Origin of the sequence: Paenibacillus glycanilyticus, from assembly GCF_023715145.1 — a bacterium.
Classification (GTDB): Bacteria; Bacillota; Bacilli; order Paenibacillales; family Paenibacillaceae; genus Pristimantibacillus; species Pristimantibacillus glycanilyticus_A.
This window is the reverse complement of record NZ_JAMBNP010000001.1, coordinates 223,622-235,746: the sequence shown is the minus strand read 5'-3', so window position 1 is coordinate 235,746 and position 12,125 is coordinate 223,622. Positions and strand designations below refer to the sequence as shown.

The following is a 12,125-nucleotide window of genomic DNA, read 5'->3' as shown; positions in this document are numbered from 1 at the left end:
CAATAGGATGGAGGATTTGAACCGGATGAGTTTTTTCAAAAAGCTGAAGGAAAGCATCGCTTCGAAGACAGAAGCGGTAACCACGATTTTTAAAGAAGGCTTGACCAAGACGCGCGTTGCGCTTGTCGAGAAGGTGGAAGAGCTGATCACCCGCCGTAAAAAGATCGACGAAGAGTTCTACGAGGAGCTTGAGGAAATTCTCATCGGTGCCGATGTTGGCGTCAATACGGTTATGACGCTGATTGATGAGCTTCGCGCCGAAGTGAAGAAACGGAAGATCGAGCAGGCAGCCGATCTTCAGCCTATCCTGTCGGAGAAGCTGATCGGGCTGCTCAAAGGGGAGCAAAACCCCGGGCTCCAAATGGCTAAAAGCGGGATTACCGTTATTTTGTTTGTTGGCGTCAACGGCGTCGGCAAGACAACAACAATCGGCAAGCTCGCCCATAAATTCAAAAGCGAAGGCAAAAGCGTGCTTCTTGCGGCCGGCGATACGTTCCGTGCCGCAGCTATCGAGCAGCTGGAAGTATGGGGCCAGCGCGTTGGCGTTGACGTAATCAAGCAGCAATCGGGTTCCGATCCGGCTGCCGTTATGTTCGATGCGGTCCAAGCGGCGAAGCAGCGTGGCGTTGATGTGCTGCTGTGCGATACGGCAGGACGTCTGCAGAACAAAACGAACCTGATGGAAGAGCTGAACAAGATTTTCCGCGTAATTCAGCGCGAAATTCCGGACGCTCCGCATGAGGTGCTGCTCGTGCTTGATGCCACAACAGGGCAAAACGCGCTAAGCCAAGCCAAGCTGTTCGGCGAGAAGAGCGGCGTTACTGGACTTGTGCTTACGAAGCTTGACGGTACGGCTAAGGGCGGGATTGTTATTGCTATCCGCAATGAGCTGAATCTTCCGGTGAAGCTAGTTGGTCTTGGCGAGAAGATGACCGATCTGCAGGAATTCGACTCCGAGCAGTTCGTGCATGCCTTGTTTGCCGGGCTGATACAGCGTGAAGAAGAGCAGTCCGAATCAAATTAAATAAGTGACAAGGACAAAAGCTTGACAGTGCCATCCGCGATCGTGTAAGATAAGAGACGTTGTGACACTGTCAAGGCTTTTTCCTTGACGGATGATATTGAAGGGGGCTTGGAACGGATGACTATTCATGAACCGGATGCCCTTGCCAAGACAACACGAATTAACTTATTATTTGATTTCTACGAGCCGCTTCTGACTGAGAAACAGCGGACTTTCTTAAAATATTATTTCCATGATGATTACTCGCTTGGCGAGATCGCTGCCGAATCCGGCATTAGCCGGCAGGCGGTATACGAGCATGTGAAGCGTGCGGAGCAGGTGCTGGAAGGCTATGAAGCCAAGCTTAATCTCTTGTCAAAGCATGATGCGATGCAGAGGCTGGCCGCAGAGCTGGAACGCAAGATTGCCGATCTTCCGATTGACAGCTCGTTCAAGCAAAAACTTCTTGAAGATATCGAACAATTGACAAAGACGGAAATGACGGAGGTGACGAATCATGGCGGCATTTGAGAGCTTAACGAACCGACTGCAAAACGTGTTCAGCAAGCTGAGAGGCAAAGGTAAAGTGACGGAAGAGGATTTGAACGAGGCAATGCGCGAAGTGCGCCTTGCGTTGCTGGAAGCCGACGTTAACTTTAAAGTCGTCAAAGATTTTATCGCTAAAGTAAAAGAGAAGGCGCTTGGTCTTGATGTTTCCAAGAGCTTTACGCCTGGCATGGTCGTCATCGACATCGTTAACAAAGAGTTAACGGAATTGATGGGGGGCACGCAAAGCAAGCTTGCGAAAGCGAACAAGCCTCCGACGGTCATTATGATGGTTGGTCTGCAAGGTGCCGGTAAGACCACCACAACAGGCAAGCTGGCCAAGTTGCTGCAGAAAGGCAATCATAAACCGCTGCTCGTTGCGTGTGACATTTACCGTCCTGCCGCGATCAAACAGCTGCAAGTACTCGGTGAGCAGATCAATGCTCCTGTATTCTCCCTTGGCGACCAAACATCGCCTGTGGAGATTGCAAAAGCGGGTCTTGCTCATGCGAAAGAAAATCACAATGATTATGTTATCTTCGATACCGCGGGCAGGCTGCATATCGATGAGACGCTCATGGAAGAGCTTAAGCAAATCCATCAGCATGTTCATCCGGATGAAGTACTGCTCGTCGTTGACGCGATGACAGGTCAGGATGCCGTCAATGTTGCGCAAAGCTTCCACGAGCAGCTTGAGCTCACCGGCGTCGTGCTGACGAAGCTTGACGGCGATACCCGCGGCGGTGCGGCGTTGTCCGTCAAAGCGGTAACGGGCAAACCAATCAAGTTCGCCGCAATGGGCGAGAAGATTGATGCGCTCGAGCCATTCCATCCGGACCGGATGGCTTCCCGGATTCTCGGGATGGGGGATATGCTTTCCCTGATCGAGAAAGCTCAAGCGAACATTGATGCCGACAAAGCGGCAGAGATGGAACGCAAAATGCGGACTGCTGAATTTACCTTCGATGATTTCCTTGAGCAGATGGCTCAAATCCGTAATCTTGGTCCTCTGGATCAGCTAATGGATATGCTGCCCGGCATGAACAAGATGAAGGGCAACATGAAGGATCTGAAGGTTGACGAGAAGCAGATCAATCGCGTAGAAGCGATTGTCCGCTCCATGACTAAAGCAGAGAAGCAAAAGCCAGAGCTTCTTAATCACAGTCGCCGCAAGCGCGTAGCTGCTGGCAGCGGCACGTCGATTACAGAAGTAAACCGTCTCATCAAGCAGTTTGAAGACATGCGCAAGATGATGAAGCAATTCTCGTCCATGATGGGTCCAAAAGGTCCAAAGGGCGGAATGAAAGGTTTAAAAGGCATGCTTGGCAAAGGCGGAAAAGGGATGAAGTTCCCGTTCTGACCGATAAATGATTCAACAGTTTGATTAACCGAAGGAGGTGAATTTCCATGGCAGTACGTATTCGTCTGAAACGTATGGGTGCTCACAAGGCTCCATTCTACCGCGTTGTCGTTTCTAACTCCCGTTCCCCACGTGACGGTCGCTTTATCGAAGAAATCGGTACTTACAACCCGGTTGCACAACCGGCTCAAGTAACGATTGACGAAGAGAAAGCATTGAAATGGCTGCAAACAGGTGCTCAAGCATCTGATACCGTTCGCGACTTGCTTTCCAAAGCAGGTGTCCTGAAAAAGTTCCATGAGCTTAAGCAACAGAAATAACTGTTGAACAGCGGAGGGCCTTGAAATGAAAGAATTGATTCTTGTCATCGCAAAGGCATTAGTGGATCATCCAGAGGACGTGCGCGTCAATGAGAGAGAAGATGATCGCGGTACGGTGTACGAGCTGTCGGTCCATGCCGATGATATCGGCAAGGTAATCGGCAAGCAGGGACGAATTGCGAAAGCCATTCGTGCCGTCGTTACTTCCGCGGCCATCAAATCTCAGAAGCGCGTTATCGTAGACATCATATCGTAATAATATACGATGCAGGGTTAGGATAAATATCCTAGCCCTTTTTCGTACAAATATAGATTAGGCAGGTACATACAATGAGCAATAAGTGGTTTAACGTTGGCAAGCTGGTTAATACGCATGGTTTGCGCGGGGAAGTAAAAGTATTGCCGCAGACGGATTTTGCCGATACCCGATTTGCGCCCGGAAGCAGGCTGTCGCTTCATAACACGGAAAGCGGAGAGAAGCTTGAGGTGGAGGTAACCAGCTCGCGGGAGCAAAAAGGCATGTTTGTCCTGAAGCTGAAGGGCTTTAACGATATCAATGAAGTGGAGAAATATAAGGGCTGGGTATTCAAGATCAACGAAGCGGATCTGGATCAGCTTGATGAAGGCGAATATTACTATCATGAGATCATTGGCTGCAAGGTTGTAACCGATGAGGGCGAAGAGCTTGGAACCATCTCTGAAATTTTGCGTCCCGGAGCGAATGATGTCTGGGTTGTAGAGCAGCCTAAAAAGAAGCAGCTGCTTCTGCCAGTCATCGACGATGTCTTGTTGAAAGTCGATGTAACAAACAAAACGGTTACGGTACGGTTATTGGAAGGACTGATCTGATGATGCGTATTGATGTGCTCACGCTCTTCCCGGAAATGTTCGACGGCGTATTTGGCGCGAGCATTTTGGGTAAAGCAAAGGATAAAGGGATTGTATCGCTTGAAGCGATTAATTTCCGCGATTATTCCAATAATAAGCATAACACCGTTGACGATTACCCTTACGGCGGCGGCGGCGGCATGGTGCTGAAGGCAGAGCCTGTTTTTGCTGCTGTAGAGGATCTGATGGCAAAGAAGGAAAGCGAAGCGCGTCCCCGCGTCATTCTGATGTGTCCGCAGGGCGAATCCTTCACTCAGAAGAAAGCGGAGGAGCTGGCGAAGGAAGAGCATCTTGTGTTGATCTGCGGCCATTATGAGGGCTATGATGAGCGCATCCGCGAGTACTTGGTGACCGATGAGCTGTCAATCGGCGATTATGTATTAACTGGCGGCGAAATTCCCGCTATGACGGTCATAGACAGCGTTGTCCGGCTGCTCCCTGGGGTCCTTGGGAATGAGTCGTCGGCTGTGACGGATTCATACAGCACAGGCCTGCTGGAATACCCGCATTACACTCGTCCTGCTGTATTCAGAGACTGGCAAGTGCCAGAGGTGCTCATATCAGGCAACCATGCGAAGATAGATGCATGGCGGCGCGAGCAATCGCTGTTAAGGACATTGAAACGCCGTCCTGACCTGCTCGAGAAAGCTAAACTGACGGATAAGGAGCGCAAATGGCTGGCTTCGCAAGAGTAGAATTAAACCCCATAAATAAGAACCGTCATCCAGCCGATCAGGCGGAAAAGGCGGTTCTTTTTTAAATGCTCCTCCAGTTACTTGGTAACGCGGTTAAGAACACCTTCAAAACGTGCTGTTCCTTCAATTATTTCGCCAGGCTGTTCGGATAAGATTCTAACCTCTACATCGTCGCCGCTCCGCAGTTTTACGATAGTAGTTATATCTACAAAGCCACCGGAAGTGAAATTCCCAGTTTTAACTGCTGCTATCCTATCATTAACCATAATGAAGAGGATGACTGAGGTACCAGCAGTTGGAGTGGTGTTGAATAAGACACTTGTAACAAAGGTATAGACCCCGCTTAGTTTCGCGCGAAAGGTTGAAGTGGCAGGGTTATACTCTCTCCCTAAGTCAAATTGTTCTTGACCAAATTCAACTTGTGTGAACGTATTGGCTGTGATCGGTTGGGTTTGGTTTGACAATGCGCGAAAAGCCGATTTGCGTTTTGCTTTTTTGCTGCTTTTTATAGCGACAGATTTGGCAGGTTTGCAAACACTCTTTGCCGGTTTGCAGCCGTATCCGGATTTCTTTTTGCTGGATCCTAATCCATATCCCGACGCACTTACAACTTTCTTGGCTTTGACACTGCCTTTGGCAGCAGCTTTGATTTTTGCTGCTTGTTTTTTCATTGGCATTGTTCATTACCTCCATTCTGTTAAATTTCGATGATTGCTAATCCTCGAATCTAGCAATACATTAATATACTGCGGAATCCATTTGATAGAAACGGCGATAGCGGGGAAATCTATGAAATGGGCGGTATGCAAGCCCGATAACGGACCAGGAAGCCCTTACGGATGCCGTGAAACTATAAACATCATTTTGTTTTGGGGTAAAGGTGGATGTAGCGGGGGTTGTACTCATTCTCTAAGTCGAATTCTTCTTGAGCATAAATGGCCTGGGGAACTCTGTTTGACAAAACAGTTTGGACAAGCTCCCACTTGGTGCTGCTCCATTTCTTGCAATTTGTGCGGTTTTTTAACCTTGAAATTAACAACTCTTTTAATAGGCATATAGCATCGCTTCATTTTAATCTGTTTTTATACTTGGAAGAGTTGAATTCGTAGAGACGCTAGATCATTGGCGCCAGGAAATAAGGGCATTCCAGGGGCTTTTGCGTTATTTGCAATACGGTGGAGTTTAATGAATAATGTTTCTGGAAATATTAATGCTAGGGAAATTGGGTTTGCGAATAATATAGGTTGAAAAAAGTTGTACACTGTGGTAAAATTTCAAATGTTGTTCGTATTAATCGGGCGGTCCGCTAATAGTGATGACGCTGTTCTGATGGAGCAGAAAGAGCTATTAAGAACGTCTATGGTGGAAGGAGTGAAACTAAGATGAATCTTTTACAAACGATTGCGCAAGAACAGCTTCGTCAAGATCTTCCTAACTTTCGTCCAGGTGACACGTTGAAAGTACACGTTAAAGTTATCGAGGGCTCGCGTGAGCGGATTCAGCTTTTCGAAGGCGTTGTAATTAAACGTCGCGGCGGCGGAATTAGCGAAACGTTTACGGTTCGCAAAATTTCTTACGGTGTTGGCGTGGAAAGAACTTTCCCGCTGCATTCGCCTAAACTCGAGAAAATCGAAGTGGCTCGTCGTGGTAAAGTACGTCGCGCGAAACTGTACTACCTTCGCGAACTGCGCGGTAAAGCTGCAAGAATTAAAGAAATTCGTTAAGATCAAACGACAAGAGGGGCTTGCTCAAACAAGCTCCTTTTCGTTATTTTGTATGACTTGCTATGTACGAATAGGGACACTATAGAAAGAATGGAAAGAAGGCGTACTGGTGAATTCACAACAACATAATGAAGATTCGAATCAACAATCGGAAGCAATCGATGGATCTGTACTGAATACATCAGGACCCGCTGACGCAAAAAAGGGCGGACGTGCTTACAAGGAAATTGTAGACTGGATTAAAGCGCTCGCCATTGCCGTCATTCTCGTGTTTGTTATCCGTACATTTTTGTTCTCGCCTTTTATTGTCGAAGGACCGTCAATGGAACCTAACTTCTATACGGGCGAACGTCTTATCGTAAATAAGCTAATATTCAAAATGCGCGAACCGCATCATGGAGAGGTCGTAGTCTTCCATGTACCGGATCAAGGCAGAGACTTCATTAAACGGGTCATCGGCGTACCTGGCGATACGATTAAAGTTGTCGGAGACGATGTCTTTATCAATGATCAAAAGGTGGATGAGCCTTATATTAAGGAAGCCATCGAATCCGCTCACGCAAACGGAGAGCTTTATAACACGGGTCCAGACTTCCCGAACGCGAGCGTTTCGGAATCCGTAGTGCCTGACGGTAAAATTTTTGCCATGGGCGACCATCGCGGCAACAGCCAAGACAGCCGTGATATCGGCTTCGTGTCTGAAAAAGAAATTATCGGCCGGGCGGACGCTATGTTCTGGCCATTAAATAAAATCAGCATCATTAAGCACTACAAAGTGCACTGGTAATGTTGCAATGAGGTGAGGAAATGACCATTCAATGGTTTCCCGGTCATATGACCCGGGCGAAACGGCAAATTCAGGAGAAGCTTAAACTAATCGATATTGCCATTGAGCTATTGGATGCGCGTGTTCCGCTTTCCAGCCGTAACCCTATGGTTGATGAGATATTAGGCGGCAAGCCGCGGCTGATTGTATTAAATAAATCGGATTTGGCCGATCCAAAGGTAACGGAGCAGTGGATCGAATATTTCAAATACGAAGGTCATGAGACAGTTGCTGTCGATTCGTCGACTGGAACGCGCGTTGGAGATATCCCGCTTAAAGCGAAGGAGCTTTTGCAGGAAAAGATCGACCGCCAGCTGTCGAAAGGAATCAATCCACGCGCCATTCGCGGATTAATTGTTGGTATTCCGAACGTCGGCAAGTCAACCCTTATCAACCGGCTGGCTGGACGGAATATCGCGATTACAGGCGATCGTCCGGGGGTAACCAAAGGGCAGCAGTGGATTAAAACCAACTTTGACATGGATTTGCTTGATACGCCGGGCATCTTGTGGCCGAAATTCGAAGACGAGCTCGTTGGGTTCCGCCTTGCAATGACTGGAGCTATCAGAGAGCAGATCTTGAACGTGGAGGACATTGCCTTCTTTGCGGTTCGCGAGCTTGCAGATCGATACTGGCCGGCATTGAAAGAACGCTTCGAGCTGGACAAGCCGCCGACGGATCCAACTGATTCGGATGAAATTGTCCGGATCATGGAAGACATCGGTCGTCGCAGAGGCTGTCTGGTGAGCGGCGGGCAGGTTGACCTCGAGAAAGCGTCCGGCATTATTTTGCGGGAGCTTCGCGCAGGGAAGCTTGGTCGTATTACCCTTGAAGCGCCGTTTCCGGCGGCAGCAGGAAGACCGGGGGAATAACGAACGTGCTGGAATACGAACAAAGATTATGGGACGAGGGCTATTCCGCTATTGCCGGCGTAGATGAGGTTGGCAGGGGCTGTTTGTTCGGCGATGTAGTCGCTGCAGCGGTTATTTTGCCTCCTCATCTAATGCTTGAGGGAGTTAATGACTCCAAGAAGCTGTCGGAGAAAAAACGGAATGAACTCTATGACATTATCATAGATCAAAGTGTCGCGTGGGCGGCGGCACGCGTTGATGCGGAGACCATCGACAGGATCAACATCAAGCAAGCGGCAAGGCTTGCGATGAAGATCGCGCTGGAGTCGCTGCAGACGGAGCCGGATTATTTGCTGGTTGATGCGGAAAAGGTGGATCTGCCAAAGCCGCAGCTTGCGATTATTAAAGGCGATGCGACAAGCCAGTCGATTGCCGCCGCTTCGATTATCGCCAAAGTAACCCGCGATCGGTTATGCGAGAACGAGTGGGAGCATTTATATCCGGAGTACGGCATTGCGATACATAAAGGCTATGCGACTAAGCTGCACCGGGAGCGGCTGCTTGAATACGGAGCTAGTCCGCTTCACCGCAAGTCCTTCCTCGGTAAAATTTTTGTAGAACAGCAACAGCTATTTTAAATTCCTTATTATTGTGTAAAAAGACAGCGTATTTGCTTGCTATTGAGCGATACGCTGTCTTTTTTTCGTGAAAGGTGCGGGGATTGGTGGGAAACAGGGATAAGATGATGCTAGCTCACGAAGCTATTGAAAAGCTTGGCATTATGCAGGACTTGGCGGAATATACACCCGTATTGTGCGGTACGATACCTATCGCTATCGATGTGGAAGGCTCGGATTTGGACATTGTGATGGAAGTGCATGACGCGGAAATATTTAAGGAGCGTATTGTTGCGTTATATAGCCATTGTGAGGACTTCCGTTGGAAGGAGAAACAAATTAGAGACAGGCCGGTATATAAAGCGAACTTCCGTTATGAAGGATTCGAATTTGAGCTGTTTGGTCAGCCCGTTCCCGTTAAAGAGCAGTACGCTTACTGTCACATGATTGTGGAAGAAGAACTGATGAAGCGCGATCCGAGCCTAAGGGAACAGGTCATCAAGTTAAAGTCGGAAGGTATCAAGACGGAGCCTGCGTTTGCGCAGCTGCTCGGATTGACAGGCAATCCCTATGTGGCGTTAATGGATTTGGGCAAGGTGATGGGGTTATTTAAATAAGCGCTTCAATGGATGCGTTCAAAAGCCGATAACTATAGTAACAAATTGTACGTTGTGCCGTTCAAAGCATAAGCCGCAACGGAAGAAGGTGACCAATGAACATCGGGCAAATGGTAAGGGGTTTGTTAGGGGAATCGTCCGGCAGCGGAGATACCCGGAAGCTGGAGCTGAAGCCGGGACAGGTCGTACGCGGCGTAGTCCTGCAGCTGTTGGAAAATAATGAGGCTACTGTTCAAATAAACGGTGTACAGGTGCGTGCTTTCCTGGAGCTGCCGCTCGAGCCTGGCAAGTTTGCGATGCTGCAGGTCCAGCCGCAATCGGCGGGCGGACTGCTTGTGCTTAAGCAGGTCGAGAATCAGGTAGGGCTTGAGGATGCGCTGAAGGATTGGCTGAAGCAAAGCGGACTGCCTGATCTGGAATGGGCGAACAACATCTTGAAGGATCTGAGAAAAGATGGCGTGACGATGAACCGCGAGACGTTCGCGGCATTGAAGGCGGCCATGGAGGCAATGCCTCCGGATGCGGATGCGGAGCAATGGATGGAGGCGGCAGCGGCGGGTTTGAAGCGCGGGCTGCCGATGTCCGGCGGCACGGTTGGTGCACTGCAGCAAGTCATGTTCGGGCGCCCTGCGCACGAACTGCTGGATTCGCTGCAGCAGCAGCTGGCCGCCATCGCGGACGTTGCATCCGGCGATGACGCGGGCGCAGCCGCGCCGCGCGCTGGCGGCAGCAGCATGCCGCTGGCGCTGCCGCAGCTTGCCGCGCGGCTTGCGGCGCTGCTCGCCGAAGGCGCAGGGCTGCAAAGCGCCGCGGCCGCGGCGGAGCCGGCAGCGCCGCAGCAGGCGCCAGTGGCGGCTGGCGCAGGCGCAGCTGCGCAGCGCGCCGAAGGCACTGGCGCGGGCGGCCAAGCCGCGCCTGCAGCGGCAGCGACGCCAGCGTCCGCGGCGGAGCCTGCGGACGCTGGCTTGCCGCCGCAAGGCGCACGCCCGGGCGCAGCCGCGGGCGGCACAGCCTCCAACAACTGGCTGGGCCAGTTGATGAAATGGATGGGCGTCGACTATGAGAACCAATTGTCGAAGCAATTGCCAGCCCCATCTCCGCCTCAGGGGGCTTCCCAAGCGCAGGAGCAGGGTGCTCCGATGTCGAGCGGGAACACGGAGGCAAGCGATGCTGAACTTCCGGTTGCATCGCGAAGTCAAAACGCGGTAGAGACGGTGCGTCAGCAGCCATTGGAGGGCCGCATGGAGCCTCGTCCTAACCAGATCGCACAGCCACCAGCACAGCAGCCTGAGCAGCAGGTTGACCAAGCAGCGCCGCATGACAAGGATCAGAGGCTTGCGCTTGGCGATCGGCAGCGTGATCTGCCGTCACAGGTGCTGCTGCAGCACTTCTCGCCGGATGGCCTAAAGGCCAACGCCGAAGATGTAAAGCCCGCTGCGCAGGAATCCCTCAAAAGCACGCTTCTTGCCATTGCTGCCTCCAGCGACGCACCGCCTGCATTGCGCGAGGCTGCTCAGCAGCTTGTTCAGCATATAACAGGACAGCAGCTTCTGTTAACGCCGGAACGCAATGGCGCAGTCTTTTCCCATCTGACGATGTTTGTGCCGCTTAACGGTCCGGATGGCAATCAGACGGCATCAGTGCATATCCAGACGAGAAGAGGGCGCCAAGGCCAGCTGGATGCGGCGAACTGCCGGCTTTTATTTGATTTATCCATGAAGACGTTAGGACCTACCCTCGTTGATGTGAATGTAATGGACAAGATCGTCAGTCTTACCTTATGGAATGATCACCCGGCGATCTCGGCGCTTGTGGAATCTTCGCGGACGGAAATAAACGCTAGTCTCAATCAAGCCGGCTATCAGTTATTGTCTCTGCGAACAACCCCGACAAGAAATGACAGCTTAGAGGGAGAAGGGGCGAAGCCAATCCTGCCGCCGGATCCGTCTCAATTTGCAAGCACGCGTTATAAAGGAGTCGACTTACGAGCATGAGTCCGGAGCAGAGGAACAGCGAGGAAAAGAGATCCGTCCGTAAGGCCGTAGCGCTTAAATATGAACCAGGCGTTCATAAGGCGCCGGTCGTAACGGCCAAAGGCAGGGGGCATTTGGCCGAGCAAATCCTGGAGCAGGCGGCGGAGCATAATGTGCCGGTGCAGCAGGATTCCTCGCTAGTGGAGGTTTTGTCCAAGCTTGATATTGATCAGTCCATTCCGCCGGAGCTTTATACCCTGGTCGCCGAGATCTTAAGCTTTGTCTACCGGTCAGACCAGAAAGCGAGGGATTACGATGAGTGAAGACCGGAGAAGACAGACGGGGCTAGCTGGTGAAGCGGCAGCCTGTCAGTATCTCGAGAATGAAGGGTATGTTATCATTGAACGGAACTGGCGCTGCCGCGCCGGCGAGATCGACATCATTGCGTCACTCGATAATACGCTCGTATTCGTTGAGGTAAGAACGAGACGCTCGGGTGGACGGTTTGGTACAGCGGCGGAATCGGTTGACCGACGCAAGCAGCAGCAGGTAGCGCTAATTGCTCAGATCTATTTGCGCATGCGACAATTGGCCTATCCGCCAATGCGGTTTGATGTTATTGCGGTCACGATGGGCCATGAGTACGTCATCAGTGAAATTAAACATATAAAAGCGGCCTTCTGACTAGCAGAAAGCCGCTTTTTC

At 50.8% G+C, this 12,125-nt stretch carries 16 protein-coding genes; 15 read left to right on the top strand and 1 reads right to left on the bottom strand.

Translation table 11 applies throughout. The features are described 5' to 3' along the window. The first annotated feature begins 25 nt into the window (after nucleotides 1–25). From ftsY to trmD, 7 genes are all read left to right on the top strand, one after another. Nucleotides 26–1,024 (top strand): signal recognition particle-docking protein FtsY, encoded by a 999-nt coding sequence (gene ftsY, locus M3194_RS01200; protein ID WP_251651198.1) that lies wholly within the window; start codon nucleotides 26–28, stop codon nucleotides 1,022–1,024. Nucleotides 1,025–1,141: 117 nt separating this feature from the next. Beyond that, nucleotides 1,142–1,534, top strand: a complete 393-nt coding sequence (gene ylxM, locus M3194_RS01195; protein WP_285889041.1) for a YlxM family DNA-binding protein — start codon at nucleotides 1,142–1,144, stop codon at nucleotides 1,532–1,534. Next, a complete protein-coding gene (gene ffh, locus M3194_RS01190; RefSeq protein ID WP_251651197.1) occupies nucleotides 1,521–2,909 on the top strand; it encodes a signal recognition particle protein in 1,389 nt (462 codons plus the stop codon). Before ylxM ends, ffh begins: the two co-directional genes overlap by 14 nt. A 47-nt stretch (nucleotides 2,910–2,956) precedes the next feature. Further along, entirely contained in the window at nucleotides 2,957–3,229 is a 273-nt protein-coding gene (gene rpsP / locus M3194_RS01185) for a 30S ribosomal protein S16 (protein ID WP_015845058.1), read from the top strand. A gap of 25 nt (nucleotides 3,230–3,254) precedes the next feature. After that, nucleotides 3,255–3,485 carry a KH domain-containing protein gene (locus tag M3194_RS01180; RefSeq protein ID WP_127499255.1) on the top strand — a complete coding sequence of 77 codons (231 nt, stop codon included), beginning with the start codon at nucleotides 3,255–3,257 and terminating at the stop codon, nucleotides 3,483–3,485. Between the two features lie 74 nt (nucleotides 3,486–3,559). Further along, a complete protein-coding gene (gene rimM / locus M3194_RS01175) occupies nucleotides 3,560–4,078 on the top strand; it encodes a ribosome maturation factor RimM (protein ID WP_251651196.1) in 519 nt (172 codons plus the stop codon). A 2-nt stretch (nucleotides 4,079–4,080) separates the two neighbouring features. Then, entirely contained in the window at nucleotides 4,081–4,812 is a 732-nt protein-coding gene (trmD, locus tag M3194_RS01170) for a tRNA (guanosine(37)-N1)-methyltransferase TrmD (RefSeq protein ID WP_251652080.1), read from the top strand. 77 nt (nucleotides 4,813–4,889) lie between these two features. Here trmD and M3194_RS01165 read toward each other — a convergent pair whose 3' ends face one another. Further along, nucleotides 4,890–5,489, bottom strand: coding sequence for a complement C1q domain-containing protein (locus M3194_RS01165; protein WP_251651195.1), 600 nt, complete (start codon nucleotides 5,487–5,489; stop codon nucleotides 4,890–4,892). A gap of 705 nt (nucleotides 5,490–6,194) precedes the next feature. Between M3194_RS01165 and rplS the strand changes: the two genes are divergently transcribed. The 8 genes from rplS (at nucleotide 6,195) to M3194_RS01125 (ending at nucleotide 12,104) form a co-directional block, all read left to right on the top strand. After that, nucleotides 6,195–6,536 (top strand): 50S ribosomal protein L19, encoded by a 342-nt coding sequence (rplS, locus tag M3194_RS01160; protein WP_167280775.1) that lies wholly within the window; start codon nucleotides 6,195–6,197, stop codon nucleotides 6,534–6,536. A 109-nt stretch (nucleotides 6,537–6,645) separates the two neighbouring features. Then, nucleotides 6,646–7,323: a signal peptidase I gene (gene lepB, locus M3194_RS01155; RefSeq protein WP_251651194.1), complete on the top strand. Its 678-nt coding sequence runs from the start codon at nucleotides 6,646–6,648 to the stop codon at nucleotides 7,321–7,323. Between the two features lie 20 nt (nucleotides 7,324–7,343). Then, nucleotides 7,344–8,234: a ribosome biogenesis GTPase YlqF gene (gene ylqF, locus M3194_RS01150; protein ID WP_251651193.1), complete on the top strand. Its 891-nt coding sequence runs from the start codon at nucleotides 7,344–7,346 to the stop codon at nucleotides 8,232–8,234. A gap of 5 nt (nucleotides 8,235–8,239) precedes the next feature. Beyond that, entirely contained in the window at nucleotides 8,240–8,851 is a 612-nt protein-coding gene (locus M3194_RS01145; RefSeq protein ID WP_251651192.1) for a ribonuclease HII, read from the top strand. 104 nt (nucleotides 8,852–8,955) lie between these two features. After that, nucleotides 8,956–9,447, top strand: coding sequence for a DUF4269 domain-containing protein (locus M3194_RS01140; protein ID WP_251652078.1), 492 nt, complete (start codon nucleotides 8,956–8,958; stop codon nucleotides 9,445–9,447). 95 nt (nucleotides 9,448–9,542) lie between these two features. After that, on the top strand, nucleotides 9,543–11,441 hold the full coding sequence (locus M3194_RS01135; RefSeq protein WP_251651191.1) for a hypothetical protein: 1,899 nt from the start codon (nucleotides 9,543–9,545) through the stop codon (nucleotides 11,439–11,441). Beyond that, nucleotides 11,438–11,743, top strand: coding sequence for an EscU/YscU/HrcU family type III secretion system export apparatus switch protein (locus tag M3194_RS01130; RefSeq protein ID WP_251651190.1), 306 nt, complete (start codon nucleotides 11,438–11,440; stop codon nucleotides 11,741–11,743). The genes M3194_RS01135 and M3194_RS01130 overlap by 4 nt, the downstream gene beginning before the upstream one ends. Next, nucleotides 11,736–12,104: a YraN family protein gene (locus M3194_RS01125; protein WP_251651189.1), complete on the top strand. Its 369-nt coding sequence runs from the start codon at nucleotides 11,736–11,738 to the stop codon at nucleotides 12,102–12,104. Before M3194_RS01130 ends, M3194_RS01125 begins: the two co-directional genes overlap by 8 nt. Nucleotides 12,105–12,125 lie beyond the last annotated feature (21 nt).